Annotated in this window: 16 protein-coding genes and 3 pseudogenes; 10 read left to right on the top strand and 9 right to left on the bottom strand. The window is 70.2% G+C overall.

All coding sequences use genetic code 11. The features are described 5' to 3' along the window. Positions 1–147: 147 nt before the first annotated feature. Positions 148–729, top strand: a complete 582-nt coding sequence (locus AW27_RS00240) for a hypothetical protein (RefSeq protein ID WP_201773396.1) — start codon at positions 148–150, stop codon at positions 727–729. Between the two features lie 70 nt (positions 730–799). Beyond that, positions 800–2269 carry an NUDIX domain-containing protein gene (locus tag AW27_RS00235; protein ID WP_037917657.1) on the top strand — a complete coding sequence of 490 codons (1470 nt, stop codon included), beginning with the start codon at positions 800–802 and terminating at the stop codon, positions 2267–2269. Positions 2270–2536: 267 nt separating this feature from the next. On the opposite strand, the gene AW27_RS00230 is transcribed toward AW27_RS00235, so the two are convergent. Continuing rightward, on the bottom strand, positions 2537–3754 hold the full coding sequence (locus AW27_RS00230) for an IS110 family RNA-guided transposase (protein ID WP_304949817.1): 1218 nt from the start codon (positions 3752–3754) through the stop codon (positions 2537–2539). Between the two features lie 380 nt (positions 3755–4134). On the opposite strand from AW27_RS00230, the gene AW27_RS00225 reads away from it, so the two are divergent. Beyond that, positions 4135–5361: an IS110 family RNA-guided transposase gene (locus AW27_RS00225; RefSeq protein ID WP_304949951.1), complete on the top strand. Its 1227-nt coding sequence runs from the start codon at positions 4135–4137 to the stop codon at positions 5359–5361. Between the two features lie 480 nt (positions 5362–5841). Beyond that, a complete protein-coding gene (locus AW27_RS00220) occupies positions 5842–9951 on the top strand; it encodes a hypothetical protein (RefSeq protein ID WP_037930458.1) in 4110 nt (1369 codons plus the stop codon). A 59-nt stretch (positions 9952–10010) separates the two neighbouring features. On the opposite strand, the pseudogene AW27_RS00215 reads toward AW27_RS00220, so the two are convergent. From AW27_RS00215 to AW27_RS00200, 4 genes and pseudogenes are all read right to left on the bottom strand, one after another. Further along, positions 10011–10453, bottom strand: a pseudogene (locus tag AW27_RS00215) (transposase family protein); the annotation flags it as partial. A 271-nt stretch (positions 10454–10724) separates the two neighbouring features. Further along, a complete protein-coding gene (locus tag AW27_RS00210; protein WP_037930455.1) occupies positions 10725–11363 on the bottom strand; it encodes a response regulator in 639 nt (212 codons plus the stop codon). After that, positions 11360–12523, bottom strand: coding sequence for a sensor histidine kinase (locus AW27_RS00205; protein WP_052031383.1), 1164 nt, complete (start codon positions 12521–12523; stop codon positions 11360–11362). Before AW27_RS00205 ends, AW27_RS00210 begins: the two co-directional genes overlap by 4 nt. 88 nt (positions 12524–12611) lie before the next feature. Further along, positions 12612–13889: a DUF418 domain-containing protein gene (locus tag AW27_RS00200; RefSeq protein ID WP_052031382.1), complete on the bottom strand. Its 1278-nt coding sequence runs from the start codon at positions 13887–13889 to the stop codon at positions 12612–12614. 331 nt (positions 13890–14220) lie between these two features. Here AW27_RS00200 and AW27_RS00195 point away from each other — a divergent pair, with 331 nt between their 5' ends. The 3 genes from AW27_RS00195 to AW27_RS00185 all read left to right on the top strand — a co-directional run bounded on the left by AW27_RS00195 (position 14221) and on the right by AW27_RS00185 (position 17788). Beyond that, positions 14221–15429: a thioredoxin family protein gene (locus tag AW27_RS00195; RefSeq protein WP_063890665.1), complete on the top strand. Its 1209-nt coding sequence runs from the start codon at positions 14221–14223 to the stop codon at positions 15427–15429. Between the two features lie 640 nt (positions 15430–16069). After that, entirely contained in the window at positions 16070–17431 is a 1362-nt protein-coding gene (locus AW27_RS00190) for a M6 family metalloprotease domain-containing protein (protein ID WP_106967714.1), read from the top strand. 96 nt (positions 17432–17527) lie between these two features. Continuing rightward, positions 17528–17788 carry a hypothetical protein gene (locus AW27_RS00185; protein ID WP_157840331.1) on the top strand — a complete coding sequence of 87 codons (261 nt, stop codon included), beginning with the start codon at positions 17528–17530 and terminating at the stop codon, positions 17786–17788. Between the two features lie 330 nt (positions 17789–18118). Here the strand turns inward: AW27_RS00185 and AW27_RS00180 are convergent, their stop codons facing one another. The 3 genes and pseudogenes from AW27_RS00180 to AW27_RS00170 all read right to left on the bottom strand — a co-directional run bounded on the left by AW27_RS00180 (position 18119) and on the right by AW27_RS00170 (position 22330). Next, positions 18119–18337, bottom strand: a complete 219-nt coding sequence (locus AW27_RS00180; protein ID WP_037930448.1) for a nucleotidyltransferase family protein — start codon at positions 18335–18337, stop codon at positions 18119–18121. 253 nt (positions 18338–18590) lie between these two features. Continuing rightward, positions 18591–18841 (bottom strand): annotated as a pseudogene (locus AW27_RS00175) (transposase); the annotation flags it as partial. A gap of 237 nt (positions 18842–19078) precedes the next feature. Beyond that, the gene (locus AW27_RS00170; protein ID WP_172671437.1) at positions 19079–22330 is read right to left on the bottom strand and encodes an ATP-binding protein; all 3252 of its coding nucleotides are present in this window, start codon (positions 22328–22330) and stop codon (positions 19079–19081) included. 517 nt (positions 22331–22847) lie between these two features. Here AW27_RS00170 and AW27_RS00165 point away from each other — a divergent pair. From AW27_RS00165 to AW27_RS00155, 3 genes and pseudogenes are all read left to right on the top strand, one after another. Continuing rightward, a complete protein-coding gene (locus AW27_RS00165) occupies positions 22848–24185 on the top strand; it encodes a DUF6777 domain-containing protein (RefSeq protein ID WP_078557196.1) in 1338 nt (445 codons plus the stop codon). 342 nt (positions 24186–24527) lie between these two features. Then, positions 24528–25051 (top strand): annotated as a pseudogene (locus AW27_RS00160) (hypothetical protein). An 11-nt stretch (positions 25052–25062) separates the two neighbouring features. Then, positions 25063–25260: a hypothetical protein gene (locus tag AW27_RS00155; RefSeq protein WP_304949816.1), complete on the top strand. Its 198-nt coding sequence runs from the start codon at positions 25063–25065 to the stop codon at positions 25258–25260. Here AW27_RS00155 and AW27_RS00150 read toward each other — a convergent pair. After that, the gene (locus AW27_RS00150; protein ID WP_304949815.1) at positions 25253–25813 is read right to left on the bottom strand and encodes a transposase; all 561 of its coding nucleotides are present in this window, start codon (positions 25811–25813) and stop codon (positions 25253–25255) included. The genes AW27_RS00155 and AW27_RS00150 overlap by 8 nt on opposite strands. Positions 25814–25860 lie beyond the last annotated feature (47 nt).

Below are 25860 nucleotides of genomic sequence, written 5' to 3'. Positions count from 1 at the left end.
CGTCCGAAAGGAACAGGTGCTCGAAATCCCGCGGCGTCGTTGAACACGGGGACGCCACCATGCCCACGAAGGGGGAACACGTTGACGCCGGTCGAACCGGGCAGCGACACGATCGGAAGCGGCCCGAGGGTCGAAGACACGGAGAGTATGTCGGATGCCGAGCGGGAGCTGTACGGCGGCCGACTGCGCTACGACCAGTCCTACGTCCGTCACGAAGGGCCGCTGACCCGGATGAAGTTCGGGCGCATGGCGGCCGCGCTGCCGCACATGGTGGGCATGGTGCTGCGCACCGGCTGGAAGGCGGACCGGCGCGCCCTGTTGGGGGTTGTGTCGGCCGAGCTCGGGCAGGGCGCCACGGCAGCGTGGGGGGCTGGTCGCGGTCAACGGCGTCCTGGCGCAGTGGTTCGCCGACGGTCCCACCGTGGACAAGCTCCACGACGCGCTGCCGTCCCGGGTCGTGCTCGCGGTCGCGGCGGTGGCGACCACAGTGCTCTCGGCGTGGTCGCCACCGCCGCGACCATGCACGCCGACCACATCCACGTCCTCGATCAAGGCTGTGTCGTCGAGGACGGCACCCACGAGGATCTGATGGCCCGCACGGGCGGCCTGTACCAGGGGATGTTCACCGCCCAGGCCGCCCAGGCCGCCCAGTACGGGCAGGCGCCCGTACCCGACCCGGTTCCCAGGCCCCGCGGCACCCAGCCCTCCGGTCACGAGACGGTGAGCTGATCCGCCAGCACGACTTCCTCCAGCCCGGCCGGCCGTACCGCCCCATTCCGTCGAAGGCGAGATCAGTCACATGCCCCCCAGCCCCACCGCAGTCCGCAGGACCGTCGAGGACTACCTCTACCGCCACCCCGGCGAGCGCGACGCCCTGGCCGGGCTGCTCGCCGCCCTGGACCGGCCCGTCGACACGACCGCCCGGACGACGCTGCCCGGGCACGTCACGTGCAGCGCCGTCGTGATCGACCGGCAGGGCCGGGTGCTGCGCACCCCGCTCCGGGCCACCGGCGGCCTCATCTCCGCCCCGGGCGGCCGCATCGAGCCCGAGGACCGGACACTGCTCGCCGCGGCGCTGCGCGAGGTGTCGGAGCAGGCCGGGATCGCGCCGGGCGCCCTGTGCCTGACCCGGCAGCTGCTCGGCTCTCCGATCGACATCGGCGTCCACGATGTCGACGCCAACCCCGCCACGGGCGAACCGGCCCACCGCCACCACGACGTCCGCTACGTCTTCTACCTCGCCGGCGAGGAGCCGCCGGCGATCGCGTTGCAGGACGTGGGGGCGTCCGGCGCCCAGTGGCTCCCACAGCCGGAGGTCACCTCGCCGACCCTGCGCGCGAAGCTCCTCCAGGCACGCCTGGACGGCCGGCCGGAGCCGGTGAACGCCTCCGCGCTCATCCACGACGGGGCCGGCCGTTACCTGCTCCATTTGCGCGACCACAAGCCCGGTGTCATCTGGGAGTCGGGGGCGTTCGCACTCCTCGGCGGCGGGCGTACGCACGGGGACCGGAGCCTTGAGGGCACGCTGCTGCGGGAGCTGTCCGAGGAGGTGCCCGACCTCCACCTTGAGGACCTCACGCCCTACGCCGTGGAGGACGCCACCAGCATCGACGGCCTCAGCGTCCCCGTCCGGGTCTTCGCCGGCCGGTGGCGCGGCAATCCCGACCATCTCACGCTGCACGAGGGTGTGCTGCTGCGCTGGTTCGCGCCCGATGATCTGGACCGGCTGCGGCTGAGCCCCGCCACCCGTGCTCTGATTCACCGGCACGCCGCCGCGAACCCTCCGGGCGACGGCCGGGCCGTGGCTCCTCCGGTGTGGGACGGGGGCGAGCGGGTGGTGCTGAACGGCGTCGGGGTCCACCTCCACATCGAAGACGCCGAAGGCCGGGTGCTGCTCGGCCTGCGTCACCCCGATGTGAAGTACGCGGGCGACACCTGGCACTACCTCGCCGGTCGGTGCGAGCAGGAGTCCGCCCTCGCGTGCCTGGTCCGCGAGGCGTGGGAGGAGGCGGGGCTGGTCATCGACGCCGCTGACGTCGAGCTCGCGCACGTCGTCCATGTCGTCGACGCCCCGGGCAGCCTGCCCTTGATGCAACTCGTCTTCCGGGCACGCCGCTGGGAGGGCACCCCCGAGGTCCGCGAGCCGGACAAGTGCCTGACCTGGAAGTGGTGGCCGACCCACGAGCTTCCGGACCGTCTCGTCTCCTACACCCGGACAGCCATCAGCAGCATCGCCGAGGGCCGTGCCTATGCGCAGATGGGCTGGTGAAGGACGTGCGTACGCCGACCAGCCGCGGGCCTGGGCCGGGCGTCCGGCCCGGCGCCCGTCCGCGGGGCCGCCCCGACGCCGAGGGCAGCGCGATGAGCGGCGAGGCCGCGACCCGATCAGCCCGGTACCGCCCATGACTGCGAACTTCATGACATGCCTTCCGTCAGGAGATCTGTTAGAAATGCGACATATGCTCCCTGGGGGGTGCCTCTATGTCTTTCGTCAAGGCATCTGTGTCGGGTTTCGGGTGGTTCGGGCTCGCTGAGGCTAAGCGGCGAGCTCGATGTCCGTCGGTGTCCGGGATTCGTAGAAGGTGCCGTCGCGGAGCATGGCGAACAGGACGCTGATGCGTTGGCGGGCGAGGCGGAGGAGGGCCTGGGTGTGGGTTTTGCCGCGTGCTCGTTGCTTGTCGTAGTAGGCGCGGGAGGCCGGGTCGGCGTTCATGCAGGCGAAGGCGGAGAGAAACATCGCCCGTTTGAGCTGCCGGTTTCCGCCTCGGGGTGCGTGTTCGATGTGGATCGAGGTCCCGGACTGCTTCGTGGTGGGGGCGAGGCCGGCGTAGGAGGCGAGGTGGGCGGCGGTGGGGAAGCTGGTGCCGTCGCCGACGGTGACCAGCAGGACGGCGGCGGTCCTGACGCCGACGCCGGGCATCGACGTCAGGACCGGGGAAAGAGGGTGAGCCTCCAGCAGGGCGTTGATCTGGGCTTCCATCGCCCGGCGCTGGGTGTGGACAGCGGCCAGCGAGGCGGCCAGGGAGGGGATGACGATGTCGAGGGTGCCGGTCCCGGGAACGACGACGGTCTGCTCGTCGAGCGCGTTGAAGACGTCGTCGATCAGCCTGGTGGCCATGCGCGGGGCCTTTGGACGGATCAGCTCGACGAGTCTGCGGCGTCCGGCCTTGCGCAGGGCGGCTGGGGATCCGTAGCGCTCCAGCAGCCAGGTCACGGCCTGGTGGTCCAGGCGCGGGCCCAGGACGCGTTCCAGGCTGGGGTGGAACTGGGTGAGCAGGCCCCGTATCCGGTTGGAGGTGCGGGTGGCCTCGGCGGCCAGGTCCTGGTCGAAGCCGACGAGCACGGTCAGCTCGGCGGTGATCTGGTCGGTCAGCTCCAGCGAGCGCAGGGTGTGCGGCATCGTCCGGGCGGCGTCCGCGATGACGGCGGCGTCCTTGGCGTCGGTCTTGGCCTCGCCCGGGTAGAGGTCGGCGATCCGGCGCATCGCCAGTCCGGGCAGGTAGGCGACCTGGCAGCCCGCGTCGCGGGCGACGGTCAGTGGCAGGGCGCCGATGGAGGCGGGCTGGTCCACGATCACCAGCACGGTGCCGAACTTCGCGGTCAGTTTGTCGAAGACGGCCCGCAGCTTGGGCTCGCTGTTGGGCAGCTGCTTGTCGAAGACCTTCTTCCCGCCCGGGGTGAGCCCATGACCGTGATGGCTGCTCTTGCCGACGTCCAGGCCCAGGAACACGCCCACGTCTTCGATCTCGAACATCGTGCCCCTTCCCAGGGGGTGTTGACGGTGCCGGCCTCGGCTCGGGTGTCGTGCTCGCGCATCCACGTTATGCAGACCTGCCGCCCGCGAACTGTCCAGCATTGCGCCGGACCGGACGGTGGCCGGACCTCTAATGGGTCTCGTCGGGCCGTAGGAGACTACGGTTCGTAGCTGCCAGCGGGTGAGCACTCCGTACCTCCGAGCCATTGCGAGTTCTGTGGTCAGACCGTGCCCCCGTTGGTCGGCCGGGAGGCCTGACTGCTGATGGGATGGCGTGCCCGCCCGGTGGTTGGGCGTGAGCACTTGATCCATTAGAGAGCGAGCCGTGCCTTCCGCGGGCTGCACGTCATGATCGGACGAGAGCGAGGGGGCGGGTGCTGATGCTGTTCATCGGCGACGACTGGGCCGAAGACCACCACGATGTCGAGATCCAAGACGAGGCAGGCCGCAAGCTCGCCACCGCGCGGCTACCGGAAGGCGTGGAGGGCATCGCGAAGCTTCACACCCTCGTCGCCCGGCACAGTGGCGAAGACCCGGAATCCGCCCAGGTGATGGTCGGGATCGAGACCGATCGGGGGCCTTGGGTGCAGGCGCTGATCGCAGCCGGCTACCGCATCTACGCGGTCAACCCCCGACAGGCGGCGCGGTTTAAGGAGCGGTACGGCACCTCCGGGGCCAAGAGCGACAAGGGAGACGCCCACGCGCTGGCGGACATGGTCCGCATCGACGGTGACCAGCTGCGGCCGGTCGCCGGAGACAGCGACCAGGCCCAGGCGATCAAGGTCGTCGCCCGCGCCCACCAGACCCTGATCTGGGAACGCACCCGCGCCTTCCAGCGCCTGCGCAACACGCTGCGCGAGTACTTCCCCGGCGCGCTGACCGCCTACGCCTCCCTGGAATTGACCAGCACCGACGCACTGGAACTGCTGCTCAAGGCCCCGACGCCCGAGCAGGCTGCGAAGCTGACCAAGCAGCAGATCACCGCCGTCCTGGCCCGGCACCGCCGCCGCAACCGGGACCAGAGGGCCGCCGCGATCCAGGCCGGCCTGCGCGAGCCGCAGCTCGGTGTCGCCGCACCGGTCGCCGCCTACGCCGCGGCGGCGACCGCACACGCCAACCTGCTGATCGCGCTGAACGAACAGATAGCTGCGATGGAAGAGCAGGTGAGCGCGCATTTTCTCGCGCACCCGGACGCTGAGATCTACCTGTCGATGCCCGGCATCGGCGCGATCACCGGCGCCCGGGTGCTGGCCGAGTTCGGGGACGACCCCACCCGCTACACCTCCGCCAAGGCCCGCAAGAACTACGCGGGCACCAGCCCGATCACCCGCGCCTCCGGCAGGACCCACGCCGTCCACGCCCGCCACGCGCGCAACGACCGCCTCGCCGACGCCCTCCACCGGCAGGCGTTCTCCGCCATCAACACCTCGCCCGGCGCCCGGCGCTACTACGACAAGCAACGCGCTCGCGACGCCGGCTACAACCCCGCCCTGCGCCAGCTCGGCAACCGGCTCGTCGGCATCCTCCACGGGTGTCTCAAGACCCGCACCCCCTACGACGAGGCCACCGCGTGGTCACACCACGCAACCCTCGCCACCTCCGCTTGACATCCCTGCGCCATGGGATGTCTGATCAGCGTCTCCGACGAACACCCCCGGACCCGGTGACACCACCCCCCAGGTCATACCTTCGACAGGGGGCAACAGTCATGCCGGGCCCGGAGGCCAGCGGCCCCATTGCGGAACCGCAGAAAACATAACGGGGCTGATGGAAGGCCAGGGTCGTCTATCCGGCGCCCACGTGTTGCCCAACCGGCTGTCAACGGGGCAACCGAAGGGTGCCCACTGCGCGGTCGCCGGACAGCGCCACGGCGTCGAGCAGTGCGACGAGGAGCAGCGGCAGGTACCGGCGACGCATGCCGCCACCGTGCCGCACAAGCCCCGCAGGGGCGCCTCTGACGGGTCCGCTGCGTCTTCCCCGGGCGGATGGATGCGAGGGCCGTCCCGCCGAGCCGCCTCCGGCTGGTTTGGCGGACCCTTCCTGGCACCCCCGGACCGCTGTCAGAACCGCCTGGCAAGATCACACGTATGACCAGCAACACCGGAACTCCCGTCCCACTCCCGGCCAATCACCGCATCTCCGAGACGTACGCCGACTGGGCACGTACTCAGGGTTCGGGCGTCGAAACCGAAGCCCGCGACACGCTGGAACGGGCGGGCAGCGGTCGGTACCGAGCTTGGGAGAAGCCCGGCCGGTTCGTGGACGACGCGGAGCGCCTGGCCCGCGGCCTGCCGGCCGCCCACCTTCCCTGGTTCTGGGACACCATCGGTCATTGGATGCTGGAGACGCACCGCCGCTCCGCCGCCCGCGCCTACGCGCAGGCCCGCGCCGCCGAGCGCACCCACGCTCTGCCGGTCGACCCCGACTGGCGGCGGGCGAATCAGCTGCTGTTCGCCCGCTTCGGCGCCCTGCCCGCCAGTGAACTCAGCGGAGCGGCAGCCTGGTTGACCGGCGTCCTCGCACCAGGTGACGCGCACCACGAGTTCGTCGGCCTGCTGAGCGCCTGGGCGGCGTCCCCCGGTGAGCTTCCCGCCGATCTGGCCCGCAGGGTCGGGGACTCGGCCCGTGCGGCCGGACTCGGCAGCGAGGAGGAGGCCCGGGTACTGGGCGGGGTGCTGGCCGCGGCCCGCGGCAAGGCCGTCCCCGATCGGCTGCTCGACGCGGCAGCCGGCCCGCTCGGCCACCACCCGCCCGCCGACGCGCAGGCTACCGCCCTCCTCGACCTGTTTCCCGAGTCGAAGAACGATGCGGCTGCCTGGCTGCGGCTGCTCATCGCGTGCGGTGCCGCAGACGCAGCCGCGGCCGGGCGGATCACCCCGGAGGGCGGCCTCGGCGACTGGCTGCGCCGGTACGCCGCCGGATACTCGCACCGCACGGTCAGCGGCGGTGGGGTGACCCGCCAGCCCATGCCCGCGGAACTCTTCGACCTGGTCGGCCGGTTCGCTCCGCTGCTGCGCGCGCACGGCAACCCGGTCCGGCTGCACGAGGACCGCTACCGGTGGCCGCATCTGGACGCCGACCTCCTCGACCTCTGCCTCGCCGAGGGCATACCCGTCCACGACCCCGGTGCTGCGATCGGCCTGGAATTCTGGGGTGAGCACTCCCAGCGCGACCTCAAGGCACTCGCCACCGACCCGGTGTTCGGCCCCCGGCTGGAAGGCACCGTCCACGCCGGGCTCCGCACCCGTGGCGGCACTGCCATCAACGGCACCGCCATCAGCCGGCTCCCGCACAATCCGGGCATCACGGCCGAGGTGCATGCCCGCGTCGAGAAGCTGCTCGACTCTCTGCGGTGCGGCGGACTCGCCGCCGCCGACGAGGCCGTCGACGAGCTGCGCAGCCTCCTCGACCGGCCCACCGCCATCGCCCTGGACGGCCTCGAGGAGGCCCTCGAGGCACTCGACCTCACCGGCCCGCTGGCCCGCGCGCTGCGGGCCGGGCTCCCCGAGGAGCTGGGCTGGCCCGCCTTGGACCAGGCCCTCGCGGCGTTCCGGCCCGACGAAACCGTGCACGTCACCTGCACCTGGCCGGTTCTCACCGTGTACGGAGAGAACCGCGCTCTCGCCGTCGACCACGCCGGGCTGCGCGCGGAGCACACCCTGGAACTGCCCGACGGCGCAATCGGCCACACCGTGCACTGGGTCGGTGGCCAGTTCCTTGTCGCCTGGAACGAGGAGCACAAGGAGAGCCCTTCCCACACCGCCTACTGGTCCGACCAGCCCGGTGAGAGGTTCGAACCGGAGCAGACGTACGGACTGCGCCCCTACGGCGGCAGTATCCAGGGCGGCCTCGGCTACCAGTTCGAAACCCCGGACGGGGGCGGCCGGTTCGACGGAGAGCGCGTCCTGCGGGCCGGCGGACGTGAGGGCATCGGCCACCGCGACTACCAGATGAATGACGGCCACGACTTCTGGAGCACCGAGGTGTTCAGCGAGGACCACGGCGGCTGGAACCGCATCGACGCGGCCACCGGCGTTCCCATCGCCGACCGCACCCTGCCCGCCTTCCACGACCCCGACCGGTCTCCGCCCGGCATGAAGCCCTTCCCCGACCACCGCATCCTCGCCGCACTGCCGTCCGGCGCCGCGCCGTCCCCGCTCGGCCAGGACGGCACACTCACCGGCTGCCGGGTCGACTACCGCACCCCGTACGCGGGTCCCTCGCCCCGCGAGTTCGTACTGGAGGCCATCGACGGCCGCACCGCCTCCTACCGCAGCAACACCTGGGGCCGGCGCCCGTGGGGAATCCTTGCCCTGCCGCTCGGCGGTGAGGACGCCGTCCTCGCCGGAGGGACCACCATCCGCTGCCATGCCGCCGGCGACAACTCGTTGCTCTGGCAGGTCCAGGGCTTCCCCGGCAACCGCCGCCGAAGCCGGAGTCGGGCCACCCTGGGCGAACTGGCCGGGCCGGTGCCGCCCCCTGCCTTCTGGCACTTCCTCACCCCGCGCGACGAGCCCTCGTCCCGGGCCCTGCGGACGGTCACGGACAGTGCGGTGCGCGACCTGCTGCACCAGGGCACGGGGCGCGCCCTGCCGGGAGTGACCGACCCGCGGGTCCAAGAGGGCGTCGACCGCGCCGTCCGGCTCGCCGCTGACGTACTGCGCCGCCGCCAGGAACTGTCCTACCGGGTCGCCGTCATGCGGGCCGGGCCGGTCGTGGCCCTGCCCGACCCGGCGCCGGACAACCGGCTCGTACCGGCCCTCCACGGCCTGCTGCCCCAGCTGCGCGGCTACGAGGAACGGCAGCCGCAGCCACAGCCCGCCCTCCTCACCTCGGTGGCCGCCGACGGCCGTTACCTGCGCGGCGAGATCGACGACGAGGTGCGGGTGCTCGCCCTGCCCGCGCCGCCCCCCGAGTGGGTAGTGCTGACCGGCCGGATCGATGCCGTGGCCTGGCGGACCGTCGTCGCGGCCACCCCCGACGAGCAGCGACAAGCGCTCGCGGCACTGCTCGCGGTGTGGAGCCGGCAGCCGTTCGCGGAAGCCGGCAGTTCCTGGCGGACCGGCCGAGCCCCGGAACAGCGGATCGCCGCACTGCGCGCGGACGGTTTCGCCGTGACCTCCGGCCCGGAGCGCAGCGGCCTCGCCCCCTTCCTCCAGCGAGCAGCCGATCCGGTGCCCGCCGATGCCGAAGAGTGCGCCACGCACATCGTCGCCGCCGATGACACCAACCGGCTCTCCCGCCTGCTGGCGCTGCTCGCCGGACAGGGCCCGCTGCCGGTGCCCGAGGAGGCCGTGGACCTGTTCCGCTGGCGCACCGGGGTGCCGCGCCCGATCGCCGCCCTGGTCCTCGACGGATTCGCCGGCAGCGATGACTACGATGCGCACCGCAAGCTGGTCCGCTCCAAGCCGTACAAGGCCGACCAGAACACCCTCCACGCGTACAACGAGTTCCAGCAACGGCTCGGTCCGGCCGGCCGGCACACCGTGCTCGCCGCCGCTCTGCCCGGCGACCCGGCAGAGCTCTGGGCCCCCGGCGGGATGACCGCCGCCGCGGAACGCATGGCCGCGGCCTGGACCCAGCTGCTCGGTGCCGCCCCGTACACCGATGACGGCAGCCATGCCGCTGCCCTCGCCGCGGACCACGGACTCCCGGAGATCTGGACCACGGCCCTGCTCACCGGCCGCCTTGAGGAACCCCTTGAGGCCGACAGCATGCGGGCCGCCGCCACCGCTGTCGTCTGGGCCCTCGCCGAGCGCCCGGTAGAAGACCCCGCGGCCCAGGGTGCCCGCGTCCTGCTCGGTGGACTTACGGACCTGCCCGCCGATCTGCTCACCGCTCTGCGCAGGCTTGCGGACCGGTCCGCCACTACCCCCGTTCCCCCTGGCCAGTACGAGACCAACCCGCTGTTCAGCGTCCCGGACCTGGTGGACGAGGTGGCGGCGGCTCTCGGTGTCAGCCGCGACGCGGCCGCCCTCCAGCTCCAGCTGCATGCTTTCGACCGCCCGGCCGACCGCACCGTCCGCCGCTGGAACTCCTGGTCCATCGAGCATCACCGCGCCGTCCGCAAGGAGCTGACCGCAGCGAAGGCCCCGCGCCCCAAACCCGCCGCCCCGGCACAAGCCCCCGCTGCGATCCCGGCACCCGCGCACGAGCGGTTCACCCGAGCCTGGGCGGACAGGTGCGGCACAGCCTGAAACGAAGGCGCGATGCCTTCCGATGCGGAGAGCAATCCAGCATCCTTACCCAACCTGCCAACGTTTGCGGGCCGGGTGCGTGGCCGTCCGCCCTGCGGTCGGGGAACGGCGACGCGTTCGAGGACCTCGAGCATTTGCGGGGCGTCGCCCCACTGGCCGGGCGTGAGCAGAAACGCCATAGGCGGGCAGCCGCCCTCACTGGCGAGGTGGATCTTGCAGGTCAGTCCGCCCCGGGACCGTCCGAGTCCTTCGTCGGGTCGGTGGTGCCGAGGCGTCGTCCTTTTCGGGATGCGCGGCCTTTGCTTGCATGCCCCGGCCGAGTGCTGATGGGCACGGCAGGACGGCGAATCGAGGCTGACCGTGCTCCAGTCGATCCGGCCCTGGAGATCGGCGTCCGCCTGGACAGCACGCAGGATCCGTCCCACGTGCCGTCCGGGACGTCACCGTGCTGGTCAATGGCCCGCCACAGGTACTGCCGCTCACCGCCGATCTTCATCTCACCCACCGGCTGACATGACAGCCCCCGTGCGACTGCCGGCGGGGGCTTCACCTCGTCGTGTTCGGGCTGGGAGGGCAGGAGGCCGTACGTGCCGATGCCGGCGAGCACCAGCGTGGTGCCGATGGTCTTGCCCGCTGCGGCTGCCGTCCCGGCGGCGGTACCGCTGAGTGTGGCGGCGAAGGGGACGAGGGCGGCCGTGTCCGTTCCGCGGCCACCGTGGTGGAGCCGGCCGAGATGCAGAATCGTCAAGGAACTGGGCACCCCCCCACACCAGTCAGACCAGCCCGGCCCGGCTGGCCACCAGAGCGGCCTGGACGCGGGTGCGGACGTCCAGCTTGGCCAGCACGCTCTGGACGTGGGTCTTGACGGTGCTTTCCTCGATGTGGAGCCTGCGGGCGATCTGAGCGTTGCTCATGGCCTGTCCCAGGAGTGCCAGTACGTCGCGTTCTCGGGGGGTCAGGCCATCGGGCAGGGCTGCTGACTCGGTGTCGCTCTTCGTGACCTGGGTGATGAGTCTCATCGTGGGACCGGGCGAGACGAAGCCCTCTCCTCGGGCGACGGCCCGGATGCCTTCCAGCAGGGTGGTGGCAGGGTCGTGTTTGAGGACGAAGCCGGCTGCGCCGGCGCGCAGCACTCCGAAGAGGTACTCGTCGAGGTCGAAGGTTGTCAGAGCCAGGACGGCCGGGGCGTCCGGCCGGTCCGTGATCCGGCGTGTGGCGTCCACGCCGTCCATGTGCGGCATCCGGATGTCCATGACCACGACATCGGGGTGGAGACGGGCGGCGAGCTCCACCGCCGTGTGTCCGTCGGCGGCTTCGCCGACCACTTCCAGGTCCGGTTCGACATCGATCATGATGCGCATGCTGGTGCGCACCATGTCCTGGTCGTCGGCGAGGAGTATCGAGACTGTCATGGGGTCCTTGGTGCTGGTAGGGGCAGCGTCGCTTCGACGGTCCAGCCCCCACCCTGGCGGATGCCCGCAGTGGCCCGGCCGCCGCACAGCGCCGCGCGTTCGCGCATCCCGATGATCCCATGGCCCGATCGCGACGGCGGCGGCGAGGGCGGTGCTGTGTGTGTGCCGTCGTCATCGACGCGCAGGTGCACTCCTTCCTGCCGGTAGTCGATCGTGACGGTCGCGTGCGGCGGGCGGGCGTGGCGGGTCACGTTGGCAAGGGCCTCCTGGAGGATGCGGTAGGCCGTCAGGTCCACCATGCTGGGCAGCGGCACCGGGGTCCCGTGGACGACGAAGTCCACCCGGGCACCGGTTCGGCGGGCGAGGTCGGCGAGTTCCTTCGCGTTCCTCAGCGAGGGCGGGGCCGTGTTGTCGGCGCCGTCCCGGGCTCCGCGCAGGGCGCCCAGCATGCTGCGCAGCTCGTCGAGCGCGGTGTCGAGCTCCTTGCCGATCTCGTCGAGTACCTTGCTCTCCGCCGTCGCGGGAAGCCTGCGGACGTGGCCGGCGGCGGTGATCCGCATGGTTACCGCGCTCAGTCTGTTGGCGACGACATCGTGCAACTCCCGCGCGATGCGCAACCGCTCATCGTGCGCGGCGGCCTGTGTGTCCAGTTCACGCATCCGCTCGGCCTGCTCGGCCTGCGCCGTGGCCAGTTGAACGCGCCCGCGCACCGCGTCGGCCGCCGCGCACAGGACCAGCGGGACCAGCGTGTAGGTCATAGCGCTGAAGAAGAGCCCCGTTGGCCCGGCACCATCCTGGTCAAGCAGCCATATGTCCTGTATCGCCTCCAGAGCCGTGCAGGCGCTCAGAACGGCGAGGGAGACGAGCCGCATCCGGCTGGTCCCCTCGGCGATGTGGCTGAACACCACCACCCATACGGCGGACTGTGCCATGGCGGGAAGCAGCCAGGCCTCGTGAAGGGAAGCCGATGCGACCCAAGCGGCCAGATACCCCAGACCGGCCACCGCCAGCGCCGCGACCGGACGCGTGCGGCGCAGCGCGACGGCCGCACCCAGTCCGGCTCCGGCGGCGACGATGACCGCCAGCCGTTCCACCGTGAACCCGATCCAGTACAGGTCACCGAGATCGATCGCGGCCGCTACGGCGACCAGAGCCGCCACCGTCAGACGATGCGAACGGGGCGCACCTGGAACACGGGGGTGCGCCGCTGCCGACGATCTCGTCGACCTGCTGGACATGAGGACTCCGTTACGTCGCCCCGGTCGGGGCGTTGTTGTCGTTGTGATGCCGCTCTCCCTGTGCCCGCTGGTGTGCTGCGGCCTTCTCGGCCCGCATGCGGTCCCGTCGGCGGAAGGGCGCCTCGACCGCGGCCTTCCACGCCAGTTCGAACGGCCCCTGTCGGAAGCGCCGTAGCCACAGCGATGCGGCCAGCATCAGTATCGCGCTGATCACGGCCCAGGCGATGATCGTTCCGACGCTGTCCAGCGGTCCCAGGTGTAGCCCCCAGGTACTGAAGGCGATCATCGCGAGGACGTTCTGCAGCATGTAGCAGGACAGCGCCGTCCGGCCCACGGCGGCCATATGGCGGGAGAGAGGGCTCTTACCACCACCGCGGCGCAGAAGGATGAGGATCAGGCCCAGGTAGCCGAAGGCCACGATCGGGGCGACGGTGTAGCGGGCCAGAGAATCGAGCACTTCGGCGCCGGGCAGAGAAAGGCGGGGCCACAGCATCGCCGGGACCCCGACGCCCAGACCGCCCACGGCCAGCCACGTGCTGAGCCGCTTGGCACGCTCGTCTGCCGTGAACAGCCCGGCCCGCCACATCAGAACACCCATGATGAGCAAGAAGGCCGTCAGCGGGGGAGCGATCTGGAATGCCTCTGCCCGCAGTTCCCAGAAATTGCCCAGCCGGTGGGCGACCTGGTCGAAGTAGCCCAGGGACGCAGCCCCGCCGTCTCCGCCTCGGGCAATCGAATCACCGGCCGGAAGTCGCTCCGGTGCTTCGGCCACGGAGCCGGCGTTCAGGGACGTGCTCGCCTCGCCGAACTGCATGAACAGATGGAACGCTCCCGCGACCACCCCCGCGAGGACCAGCCAACGGGTACGCAACAGCAGCAGAGGGGCGACCACCATCGCCACCAGCGCATAGCCCATGAGGATGTCGAATTCCACGACCAGCGCGAAGTGCAGGAAGCCGTCCGCCAGGAGTAGCAGCGAACGCCATTCGTAGCGCCAGGGCCACCGGTGTCCGTGACGCATCGCGGACTCGAACTGGATCGCCATGCCGACGCCGAAGAGAATCGACAAGAGGGACAGAAACTTTCCGTTGGAAAGCATGTCGGAAACATCGGCGATTCCTGTGTTCAGCGAGTTCCCGAAGAGGCCGGCGGGTGCTCCGCGAACCGATTCGTGTGAATCCGTGATCTGGGTGAATATCCAGATGTTGGTCAGCAGGGTGCCGATGATGGCTGTGCCGCGCAGTACGTCCAGGGACTGAACACGCGCGGAACTATGGGAATTTCGCATGCCGGAAGGCTAGAGGGCTGAGCTGGGGGCTGCCTCCGTCGAAGGGGTGGAATCAGCCTCATCACTTCGACGGAGAAACACAAAAGGACTGGATTTTCGCCACACGTCGAGGAAGTCTTTTGGTCACACGGGACGTCGTCCTGACCGAGGAGAAGCCCGCTTTCCATCGCCGACGGACAGGCGCCGCAGAGCGCCATTCGCGAGCCCGGCCGGCGACCCTGAGCGGCATACCAAAACATTCCTGGGGTGGCGGTCCAGCCGGCACGGTCTCGGGCTTCCTGCAATCGACGATGAGTGGAAATGAGTACGTATGGACAAGGGAACAGCTGTGATGAGCCGGGCACACTTCGACGAGATACTTGCCGACGAGGCGCGGCCGGTACTGGTGGACTTCAGCGCCGAATGGTGCGGGCCGTGCGGCGACCTCGCGCCGGAACTGGAGCGGTTCGCACAGGCGGAGCAGGACAGGCTGCGCGTGGTGTCCGTCGACTTCGACGCGCACCCGGAACTGTCCGACCGCTATGACATCGAATCGCTGCCCACCCTGGTGCTGTTCGCGGACGGCGCCCCCGTCCTCAGGCTCGCCGGGCCGGACGGCCTCGAGAAGGTCGCGGCCGGCCTCGATGCCCTCTATACGACGGGGCCCGGCGCCGCACCTGCCGAGCCCGATGCCTCGAACCCGGCCCCGCCTCCGAAACGAAGCCTGGTGCTGTGCGGCACCGGCCCCACCGTGACGATCAAGCCTGCGGCCAAGCCCCGCGATGAAGCGGGCGTGCCCGAAGTCACGATCGCTGTCCCGGGCGGGCACTCCGCCGTGGCTGAGGTCCGCACCGCGGAGGAACTACACGCCCTGGCCGGAGTATGCCCCGACGCCCTGGACGGCCTGATCATCTCCAGCGAGACCCCGGTCGACCTGAGCCTGGTGGTACGGCTCACCGGCCTGTCCTTCCTTGAGCTGGACGCCCCGGGCCTCGACGCCGGCCAGGTGGCACGACTGTCTGCTTTGCGCAGGCTGCGCCACCTGCAGGTGGAAGAACCCGACGACGAGTACGACGACGGTGCCCTCGCCTTCGAGGAGGCGATTCGAGCGCTGCACGTGTCCCTGCCCGACACCGAGATCAATGGTCAGTGGGCCTCCCGCGAGTTGCTCCACTTGCTGACCGAGGAGGACCAGGGCGTGCAGGAGCCCGGGGGAGTGGTCGAGGCGGCCCTGGAGGCCAGGCATCGCGGTGAGGGCAACGTGACCGCATATCTCGTACTGACGCTTCCTGAAAGGGCTCACGCCTTCACGCCTGGCAGCACCGAAGGGCGCCCCGTCAGCGTCACGCTGCCCGAGGGATCCTCGTGGCGTTTCGTCGGGGAACCGGTCTTTCCACACGCTGCCGACGTCCAGGTGACCGGAGCCGTGCTGATCGCAATGGATCTTGTGGGCACGGGTGACTGCCTCGACCTCGAAGTCAGCGTGCAGGTGTGTCAGGACGGCGTCTGCTTCCCGCCCATCGAGCTGTACCTCACCTGCGTGCCCGTGCCTGCGCCTTGACCGTGCGGCGAGACCTTGGTCATGGGGCCGGGACATCGCTGACCGCACGAGCGCGGAGGGTGGGCCGGGCAGGCTTCCTGCCCCGTCGCTGCAGACGGGTGAGCCTGTGTGTTCACGCCGCTGACGGGGGCGCACCGGCTCCGGCAGCGTCAAATCCACGCCCGCCGAGCTGATCGTGGGCCGCCGGCCGGCCGGGTGTGACGGCCGTCAGTGCGCCGCTCGCACTCGACCCGGGCTGTTCCCCACAGACGCCGCCAGCCGACTGCAGCAGGCCGTCATCGCAGAACGAACGGGGGGCTCCAGTTCGGCCATGCCACCCGGGGTGACAACGCCGGTCCCGCTGCGGAGGGAGGCGGCGGGCCACTCGACGGGGAACCAGGCCCCCGCCGCGCAGCAGCCGGTGCGTGTCGGCAACCGCCCGGCGGAGCCCCCCCGCCCTTCATCCGAGCCGGTCATGACCGACCGCCTGACCGGGATTCATCTCGGATCCAGGGCGCACTCCTGGCACACGGTCCCACATCCACCATGACGGCATCCACGTCCTGTACGGCCCTGCGCTGTGAGTCCGCGCAGCGCCGATTCGGCCTTACTGCAACAGCAGTTGGCCTCGCTTGAGTAATGATCGAAGGAGAAAAGTTCCATGGCACGTCACCGCCGCAAACAGCGCATGGCAGGGGTTGTGCTGACGTCAGCACTCGTCGTCGGGGGCGGCCTACACCTAGCCGTCAGCAGCGAGAACGCCTCCGCCGTCGCCCCCGAAGCCGCCGCATCGCGCAGCCGCCAAGGTGCCATGACCGAAGCCCCCCGGGCCGTCGAGTCTCCCCGCGGCGAGAACGACGCCGCCGCAGCGACCGGGGAGTCCGAGGCCCCCGACGCCGAGGACGCGGACGAGGCAGCGGCGTCCCAGGAACCTGCAGCGGGGCCTGCCGCGGCCTGCAAGCTGCCGGCGACCGGCGCCCACCTGTCCGAGGGCTTCGGTCCCCGAGCGGGCTTCACCCCGAGCGTCGGCAACGTCAAAACCACGATGATCTTCGTGGACTTTCCCGACGCGCCTGCGGACGACTCCCCGGCCGCTCTGCGCGACCGGCTGGTTCCCGAGTCGACCCAGTGGTTCCGCACTGCCTCGTTCGGCAAGCTGAACCTGACCGTCAACGCCGACACCAGCCGCTTCTACCGCATGCCGAGGTCCTCGGACAGCTACGGCTACCAGCGGGGGCTGAGCGCCGCGGCCCACCAGCAATACATCGAGGACGCCATCCGGGCGGTCGGGCGTTCGGTGGACTTCCGCGGCAGCCAGGCCTTCTACATCGTCCCGACCAAACGTGCCTCGGCGATCTCCTTCTCCCCGACGTTCATGGGGTCGGTCACCGCGGCCGACGGCACCACCATCCCCAAGACCGTCACCTTCGGGCAGGACATGCACTCCTGGGGTGCGAAGGTCCTCAATCACGAGACCGGGCACGCCATGGGCCTGCCCGACCTGTACTCCTACGCCGGTGGTGGCAGCGGCCACCCCTTCGTAGGGGGCTGGGACGTCATGGGCCTCATATCGGGGCCGAGCCCGGACATGACGGCATGGCACAAGTGGAAGCAGCACTGGATCGGGGACGAGCAGGTCGACTGCGTCGACGGTCCGGGTACCTCCACCGCGACCCTCACGCCGGTGGAGAAGCCCGGCGGGAAGAAGATGACGGTGGTGAAGACCGGTCCCACCCGGGCCGTCGTGGCCGAGGTCCGCTCCAAACAGGGCAATGACGCCAGAGCCTGTGCGACCGGAGTCCTGATCTACACCGTCGACACCGCCACCGAGTCCGGGAGCGGGCCCATCCGGATCCAGGACGCCCGCCCCAGCTCGGGAGGCTGCGGGGGCAGCGAACTGAACGACGCCACCTTCGGCATCGGCCCCGGCTCCGTCGGTAGCTTCAGGGACGCCGAATCCGGCACGACCATCGAGGTCACAGGAAAGAACGGCGACGACTACACCCTCACCGTCCGCAAGTAGGTCGGACAACCACCAGACCGTCGGGGACCGGCCGCCACGCCGGCACAGGTGACATTTAGCCTGCCTGTGCTGGCAGGCGGGCGGTCGCTGCACTGGATGCGGACCGCGGTCGAGGTGACGTACGTCCGGTGCGTCCTGTGCGGGGCGTTCGGTGAACTGGTCCTGGGAGGTCGGCCGGACCAGGCACGGGCCCGCGCCCGAGCCCATGTCCGCGAGGTGCACCCGGGCGCGGACATCACCGAGGCGCTCCGGCTCGCGCCCGACGTCGCCTTCCCGTCGGCCGACTGCCGCGACGTCGCCGAGCGGGTCTCGCAGTACAACGCCCGGAACACGCCGCCGACCCGGAGCCCGCGATAGGTGCGCCGACTGGCGCCGCCGCCGGCCGCTCAGGCGGCTGGGGAGGGAGCGTGTTTCTGGGGTTGTCCCGCCGGGCGGGCCCGGCCCCGCCGCTGTTACCGGAGGAGGTGGGTGGCTGGGCCCGTGTTCCGGGAGCTGGGGAGGGTGCTGTACGGCTCCCTGGTGGGCGTCGGTCCGGCCGTGGACGAGGCAAACCGGGGTCGCGCTGAGGGTGCAGACGGACGGGCTCAGGTGTGGATGCGGTCGTTGGTGCCGTTGTGGTGGTCGGCGCTCTCGGCGGAGCTTCTGCCGGGTCCACGGCCCCGCGTGACTGGCCTGCTGCCCAAACCATCATGCCGCCAGGCCCTCTGTGTGGAAGGGGTCGTTGAGCTTCACCGTAATGTCGACGTCGCTGTCACCGCGGACGTTGGTGTTGTTGGGATACGAGCCCTTCGACGCCACGGTGATGTCGAGCTCCTCGAACGGCTCGTGTGGGAGCACCGCCTGTTTCACGATGCGCTCGGCGCGTTCCAGCCGGAGCTGTTCGGAAGCATCCGGGGGCTCTTCCACTTGTTGATCAAAGCGATCCGCTGTTCATACGTCAGCTGTCGTGCCATGAAAGCCTCCAGGCTCCGGCGTGCCTGCGCCGGCTGACAGCGTATGAGCGGGCACTGACAGCGACTCAGCGGTGGAATGCAACCCGTGTGGACCCTGCAGGGCCAGCACGTCGTAGTGCCGATGGAGGATGCGTGCCGTCCACGGGGCCGCGTCTGACCCCCGGCGTAGGGTCTGTCAGTCGAACGTGTAACGAGGGTGGTTGGGGTTACTGGCGTGTTGCGGAGAGGCGGCCGTCGAAGGTGATGTCGAAGGCGTTCAGCGCGGTCTTCCGGCGCATGGTTCAGCGGGCCTGACGACGGCCGGTGGGGTCGAGCGACATGATCGCCGTGTAGACGCGTTTCAGGGCGGCGGTTTCGTTCGGGAAGTATCCGCGGGCCTTGACCGCGCGCCGGATCCTGGCGTTTCGATCGCGTTGGTGGTGCAGACGATGCGGCGGATCTCGGTATCGAAGCGGAGAGCACATCATGAGAAGCTCCTCGCGGCGGTGTCTGCGCCCCGCCTGGTGCAGGACCGGTCTCTCCGCACCTCTCGCTGGAGCGCCTGGAGTACCTCACCGACGCGGTCGGGCTGCGATCGGCGCTCTGCCCGGCGCCGAAGCTGCCGCCGTCTTGGCACCGGCACTCCGGGAGGAGGCCTGATCTGCCACGCCCGTGGCGCTCGACGCCGGAGTCGAGCATGACTGCCGCCTGGTCCTCAACGGCCTTCTCCCGGTTCCCGCCGTGAGCGGGTGGCGTTGACCCGCAGGGCAGTGATGTCGCCGATGAGGTCTACGGCAGCGGCGGAGGGGCCGGGCTGGCTCAGCCGATCGGCGATCGCCAGCGCCTTCCCGGCGAGGGCTGCCGCCTCTGTCAGGACACCCCGGTCGCGTTGGACGACTGCGAGGTCCAGGCAGGTCAGCGCCACGTATGGCCAGGCGCCGAGGGCCTGGTTGCGGACCAGTGCCTCGCGTAGCAGCTTCTCGGCCTTCTCCGGGCTGCCGGCGGCCAGGGCCAGACGGCCGAGTTCACGACTGACCGTACCGGAGAAGTAGGCTGTGGGCGTGCCGAGCGCTCCCGGGTACCGCCGGAACAGCACGAGCTGGTCATGCACCAGCTGCGCAGCTTCAGCATCGCCGACCAGTTCAATGAGGTCGACCAGGTGCAGCAGCACCGCTGGCCACGTCGGGTTCGTCATCGGGATCGGTAGCACCGGACGCAGTTGGGAGTACATCCCCCGCGCCTCGTTCAGTCGCCCTGCAAGGAACAGCGCCCGCGCCCGCGCGGACAGGATGAGCGGGCTTCTCGGAGCGCGGTCGAGGTCACGCCACATCTCCCTGGGTAGTTCTGCGGGGTCCCCGCGAATCAGGGCCAGTTGCAGGCACAGCACGTAGTTCATCCTGATCGCCGTCTTGTCTCCGCTGGCCTCGGCGATCTTGGCGGCGTCCGCATTGCAGCGGCGGGCGGTGGCGAACTGTCCTTTCAGCGCAGCGCGTGCGGTGCTGACGCGCAGCAGATGCCAGCGGGCGAGCGGGAGCGGAGAACGGTCCGCGATCGCCTCGATGCCGCCAATCGCGTCGTCCACCAGTTCCAGGAGACCCATCATGTAGCCAGCCTGGATACGCCACTCGTGGCCGAGCACCGCGGCGAGCGGGTCGCCGAGCTGCTCGGCGCGGGACACGGACTGCTCACCCAGGCGCAAGCGTCCGGCTGTGTCGTCCGGATGGGCCAAGGTCATCTCCATGGCCCGGGCCGCGTCGAGTTCGGCACGCAAGTCACCGGTGGCCCTGGCCAGACCGAGGGCGGCTCGGGCATGCCCGGCCGCCGTGTCGGGCGAGCCGAGATCGGCCGAAGCAGTGGCGAGCTGCGCGAGCAGCCGAGCCCGTACGGCGCTCGGCATGTCCTCGACGGCCAGCGCCGCCTCGCACAGTTGGCTGATCGCCTGGGAGGCCTGCGGGAATGTGACGCCCTGGAGTACCAAGGCGACCTCGGCGAGCAGGGCAGGCTGGTTGGTCGCGTTCGCCGAGTCGGCCGCTTCGGTGCAGTGGCGCAGGCTGGCGTCGTAGAGCCCGGCAAGGAACTCGGCGCGGGCCAGCTCGATGAGCGCCGGTGCGCGCTGCGGGTCCGTCGGGACGAGTACGGCGGCAGCGTCCGACAGGTGCCGGGCGGCATCGGCGTAGGCGTGCCGTTCACAGGCCTGATCCGCGGCGATCCGGGACCAGTGCGCGGCGGCGGCACGGTGGCCGGGCTCCTTACCGGCCCGTCGCCAGTGCGCGGCGATGCGTGCCGCCTCGGTGGGGTCCCCGGTCCTTTCCAGTGCCTGAGCGGCGGCTCTGTGCAAGGCACGGGCGACGGCTGGGGCGGTTCGGCCGAGCATCTCGTCGCGTACCAGATCGTGAGTGAAGCGGTAGATGCGTCCAGCGTCGGTGGTTTCCACCACGGTCAGGACACCGGCGTGCCAGGCCGCCTCCAGTGCTCGGGCGATGACGGTCTCGCCCAACTTCGGCAGGACCGCGGAGAGCTGAGCCGTGTCCGGCCGTTCGCCGAGCACGGCTGCGGCGTCCATGACTTCCCGCTGCTCAGCGGTGAGCCCGGTCAGCAGCCCGCTGACGATGGTATGGAGGTCGCCCGCGTGCGTGCGCAGTGCTGAAACGAGCAGCGGCAGCCCACCGGTACGCCGGTACGCTTCCGCCGCGTCCGTCTCGCCGACGCACTGGGCGACCTCCTCCCGGGTGAACGGGACCAGACGCAGTGTGGCAGCGTAGCGGCCCAGGTTCGCCAGCGCCCCAGCGGCTTCCTCGGGCCCGGGTTGCCGGAAGGTGCCGAGCACGAACAGTCTGCACTCGGCCGCCTTTTCGGCCACCTGCCACAGCAGGTCAAGGCTGGCGGTGTCGGCCCAGTGAAGATCCTCCAGCACGATGAGCAGGGAGCGTCTGGAGGCTGCCATGGCCAGCGACTCGCATAACCGGGCCAGCTCCTGAAACCTCGCTGCCCGCGCATTGACCGGCTCTGTCACAGGCCACAGCTGCCGTCCGGCCGCGGACGCGGCTCCCGGCGGTGGCCCCGTACGCTGCGCCGGTACCGCAGGGGTGACCCCCGCAAGGCGCAGCGCTTGTTGCCAGGGCCATAGCGGTGGCGCTACCGCATCCCGGGGGCAATGGCCCCGTGCGACGGTGAAGCTTGCGGAATCGGCGTGGCGGCGCAGCACCTCGGCCGCAAGGGTGCTCTTGCCGACGCCTGCCGGGCCCGCAAGCAGCACGACGGATCCGCTGCCGCGCGCCGCGCCTTCGATCCGCTCTCTCAGAAACCCGAGTTCACTTGCGCGCCCGACGAAGTCTTCCCACCCCGGTAGCATCCTGCAGCCGCGTAGGACGAGGTCCTGTCTGCCACGGTCCAGTGGAGGCAGGGATGCCCCCGACGCTCTGCTCGGACCGCCGCTGTCGGCATGCATCTCACCGGGCAGCCACTGACTGACGTCCATCCGGTCGGCAACCCCGGCTGGACCGACGGTTCGCCACGATTGCGGATGGGCACTGGCCAGACGGTCTGGCCGGGTTCCCGCCGACACTGGGCCGGGCGCCACCTGCTCGGCCCGCTGATCCTGCCCGGGTGACTTCTGGGCCCGTGGCCCGGAGTCGGGCGGGGAAGTGCGGGCGGAACGCAGCCACCGCCGCCACTGCTCTTCGTCCAGAAGTCCTGCGCTGACCCCATCGGCAGGGATCTGCCGGCCGCGGCGGTGCTCGAGCAGCACCCGGACCAGAATCAGGAACGCTGCCTCCGACTCGGGCAGGTGCCGTCCCTGCTTCCAGTCGCTGACCCGGCGTCCCGAAATCGGCCGGCCCCGCCCGGCGGGCCGGCGCCGGTTGGCTTCGGCCACAGCACTCTTGATCGGGAGATCGGCCGTTTGTGCGAGCAGCTCGCTCAGTCGGTCGGCGAACACCCGTCGTGGTGTCGGATCCGCCTCTGCCATGCCCAGCCCCCAGCCCCCAGCAGACCGCAGTATCCGGACCGGACCGGACCGGAAAAAGCCATTGCAGGGCTTCATCAGCAGCGATGCCCCGGCCGTGACGGAACCGGCACCGATCTTCCACGCACCGGATGCGTCAATCGGTGCGCACAGGCCGCCCGGTCTGCCCTGTCTGCCCTGTGCCGTCCTTGCGCTTGACAGGGACGGCCATGCGCAGCGCGGAGCAGCCGCGCGAAGGAGATTTCGCCACCACGGCGAAACCAGTATGGGGGAGGAGAACCGTCATGCGCGCTCGATCGCATCGATGTCTTGTGACCTCCTTGGCCGTCGTGATCCCGACTCTGTCCGGCCCGCCTGTGCCTGGCGATCGGGCTGCCCGCACAAGAAGGGGACACCCCGCTCCGCGGCGTCGTACCGGACGAAACCCGCGCTGCCTCTGCCTGCCCCGTGACCCGCAGCGTGCCGGCTGCCGGCAACCCCGACTGCCATACGGACCGACATCCATTGAGGAGGAATTGACATGAAACATCCACAGGTGATCAGGCGCAGGGCTGTCGCCCTCGCGGCGATCCTCGTCGGCCTCGCAGTCATCACCACGGGCTGTGCCAAGATCGCATCCCAGGGAGTCAAGGTCGCCGTACGGGCGGTGGCCCGGGGCGTTCCGACCGCCGCGCCGTTCTTCGAGGCGGCCCTCAACCTGGGGACAGATGCCCCGGTCGGCAAGACCCTAGCCCTTGAGGGCGGAGCGAAGAAGGGCAACCAGCCCGGCCTGTACGGAGGATCGCGGAACAGCAAGAGCTGCGACAAGAACAAACTCGTCCGCTTCCTGAAGAATCCGGGGAACCGCCAGAAAGCAGTCCAGTGGGCCAAGACGCTGGACATTGACGTTGACCGGATCGAAGCATTCGTGGAGAAGCTCACGCCTGTGGTGCTGCGCAACGACACCCTCGTGAAGAACCACGACTACGAGGAGGGCGAGGCGGTCGGCTTCGACGCCCTGCTGGAGGCGGGCATCGCCGTCCTGGTCGACACCTACGGCAAGCCGGTCGTGCAGTGCAGCTGCGGCAACCCGCTCCGTACCTTCGAGCACGACGTCGACAGCGCCGACGTGACGTTCGACGGAAACGGTAGGGGCAACGGAAAGAAGTGGAAGGCGTACGATCCCAGGAAGGTCGTCAAGGTCGAACCCGTGGCGGAGAAGCAGCCGGTCACGACGTACGAACTGGTCGACATCGAGGAGAAGGACGCGGGCCTCAAACGGCGTGTCGGGACGGACGGTGCGCAGGACGAAGCACTGCCGGAGGACCCCAGCGATGGGAAGGACCCCAGCACCCGGATGCCTGAAATTCGCGTTCCCGCAGTGAAGGGCAGGTCGGCCCAGGAGGCGACGCAGATCCTCGAGGACCAGGGGCTGCGGGTACAGACGAACGACGGAGCGTCCGGCAATGCCGCCCCCGGTACGGTCCTCGGCCAGGACCCGGCCGCGGACGAGCAAGTTGCCCCGGGCACCACCGTGACGCTCACCCTGGCACCGGGCCCGAGCCCGTCCGGGACGGTATCGTCCTCCCCACCTCCTCTGTCCTCCTCGCCGACCAATGGCCCGGGTACAACCCTCGTGACCGCGCTCGCGAATGCAGCGGTCCGCAAGTCCCCCTCGTCCACCAGCCCCAAGGTGAGCTCCGTGGCAGTGGGAGGCCGGTACCCGGCAGCGTGCTACCGCTACGGTGAAACCACCGACGGTCACGGCTCCACGGGCGGCATATGGGTGCAACTCCGGCTGAAGTCAGGGGGCCTCGGCTGGGTCACAGGCACCGCGTTGCAAGAAGCCCCGACCGCCGCGGGACTCAGACAGTGCTGAGCAGGGCCTGGTGCAGCGGTGCATGATCCGTTCCGGTTCTCCGCAACCTCAGCCGGCACCGCGCACTGTGCGTGCGCGGTGCTGTGACCGTCAGGTGCTCGCCGCCGCGCCGTCGCCGGCCGGCCGCAGTCCGAGCAGCCAGCCGACGCAGCCAGTCCCGCCAATCGGTAGCAGCATCAGCACCCCGGACCAAGGCAGATCGGCGGCCGAGGAGACAACGGTGCCGACGTCAGTAGGTGTTGTCGTACCGAACCTGAGACCGGTGTTTTCGCTGGTCAGGCATAGGTTCGGTGCTCTCGTGGGAGGGGTGGCTTGTCGTGTCGTCGTTCCTGGGGAGGCCGGATGTCTTCGGTCGTGGGGTTGCTCGAGCAGCGTGAGCTGGGTGCTCGCCGCCATGTGGACGAGCTGCGGGAGGAGGCCGACCGCGTCCAGGCCGAGCTGGCCGTGGCCGAGCGGGAATGGAAGGAGTGGGTGATCGCCCGCTCGCCGGTCGGCGAGGTGCTGGGTCCGGTGGACGAAACCGCAGATCACGCACGGACCGAACCGGCGAGGCCGGCGCAGGGGCAGGCGGCGGAGGCACCGTCGGCGTCGATGGCAGCGATGCCGAAGGCGCAGGTGCCGGTGTGGTGCGAGGGGCTGGACGGGTCCGTGCTGTCGATGGACTACCAGCGCATCCTGTAGGCCCTCGCGGACCGGCATCGCCTTCATCAAGGGCCGCTGTGCCAGGAGATGGCCGTCTTGTTCGGCCTGGACGCGGTGCCGTCAAAGATGGAGGCGCTGCGGTTGAAGGCGAAATGTCTGGTGGCGGGGGGCTGGCCGAGCGGCAGCCTGGCCGGTTCACCCTCGCGCGGAACGTGAGCGGGTAAGGCGACGGGTCGTGATCATGCTCATCGACCACATGATCATTGCCTCGGCGCTGGTCGTGGATCGTTCGAAGTCGCGCACCAGGCGGCGGCTTCGCATCAGGTGGGCGAAGAGCCGCTCGACGATTCACCGCTTGGGCAGCACCACGAAGCCGCGCGTGTCGTCGCTGCGTTTGACGATCGCCAGGACCAGGGCGAACGCGGCTAGGTAGTGCTCGACGAGGCTGCCGGTGTAGCAGCCGTCGGCCCAGACGAGTTCCAGCTGGTGGTGGGTGCCGGCCACCTCAGCGAGGAGTGCCTTCGAGGCGGCGCGATCTCCGATGTCCGCTGCGGTGACCAGGACGAGCAGTAGGCCGAGGTGTCGACCACGACGTGCCGCTTGCGGCCGTTGATCAGCTTGCCGCCGTCGAAGCCGCGGCTGTCCGCGCCGACGACGGCGTCGGCCTTGACGGATGGTGAGTCGATCACGCCGGCCGTCGGCTCCGCGTCCCGGCCCGCCTTCTGGCGGACCCGGTCGCGCAGCCGGTCGTGGAACTCCCCGACGAGCATGTGGTCGCGCCAGCGGCGGAAGAACGCGTAGACCCGGTCCCACGGCGGGAAGTCGGACGGCGTCGCCCGCCACTTGATCCCGTTGTCCACGAGATAGCGGATCGCGTCCAGTACCGCCCGGTGGCAGCACGCCTCCGGCTGCCCGCCCGGGCCTCGCATCCAGCCCGGCACCGGCATCGGCGGTGCCCATGCCGGGCTCGTCGTAGTGGTCTTCATCGTGGTCTTGTTCGCTGCCTTTGGCGGCACCGCATGGGTTCTGATCG

Source organism: Streptomyces sp. PCS3-D2, assembly GCF_000612545.2.
GTDB lineage: Bacteria > Actinomycetota > Actinomycetes > Streptomycetales > Streptomycetaceae > Streptomyces.
Note: the sequence above shows the minus strand (reverse complement) of the source record. Positions and strands in the feature narration are given on the sequence as shown.

Bases quoted from the DNA above. Each gene is read 5' to 3' on its own strand.
- AW27_RS00225 (WP_304949951.1), top strand. From the start codon at position 4,135: ATGCTGTTCATCGGCGACGACTGGGCCGAAGACCACCACGATGTCGAG.
- AW27_RS00195 (WP_063890665.1), top strand. From the start codon at position 14,221: ATGAGCCGGGCACACTTCGACGAGATACTTGCCGACGAGGCGCGGCCG.
- AW27_RS00150 (WP_304949815.1), bottom strand. From the start codon at position 25,813: ATGAAGACCACTACGACGAGCCCGGCATGGGCACCGCCGATGCCGGTG.
- AW27_RS00235 (WP_037917657.1), top strand. From the start codon at position 800: ATGCCCCCCAGCCCCACCGCAGTCCGCAGGACCGTCGAGGACTACCTC.
- AW27_RS00240 (WP_201773396.1), top strand. From the start codon at position 148: ATGTCGGATGCCGAGCGGGAGCTGTACGGCGGCCGACTGCGCTACGAC.
- AW27_RS00230 (WP_304949817.1), bottom strand. From the start codon at position 3,754: ATGTTCGAGATCGAAGACGTGGGCGTGTTCCTGGGCCTGGACGTCGGC.
- AW27_RS00200 (WP_052031382.1), bottom strand. From the start codon at position 13,889: ATGCGAAATTCCCATAGTTCCGCGCGTGTTCAGTCCCTGGACGTACTG.
- AW27_RS00210 (WP_037930455.1), bottom strand. From the start codon at position 11,363: ATGACAGTCTCGATACTCCTCGCCGACGACCAGGACATGGTGCGCACC.
- AW27_RS00165 (WP_078557196.1), top strand. From the start codon at position 22,848: ATGAAACATCCACAGGTGATCAGGCGCAGGGCTGTCGCCCTCGCGGCG.
- AW27_RS00190 (WP_106967714.1), top strand. From the start codon at position 16,070: ATGGCACGTCACCGCCGCAAACAGCGCATGGCAGGGGTTGTGCTGACG.
- AW27_RS00220 (WP_037930458.1), top strand. From the start codon at position 5,842: ATGACCAGCAACACCGGAACTCCCGTCCCACTCCCGGCCAATCACCGC.
- AW27_RS00185 (WP_157840331.1), top strand. From the start codon at position 17,528: ATGCGGACCGCGGTCGAGGTGACGTACGTCCGGTGCGTCCTGTGCGGG.
- AW27_RS00170 (WP_172671437.1), bottom strand. From the start codon at position 22,330: ATGGCAGAGGCGGATCCGACACCACGACGGGTGTTCGCCGACCGACTG.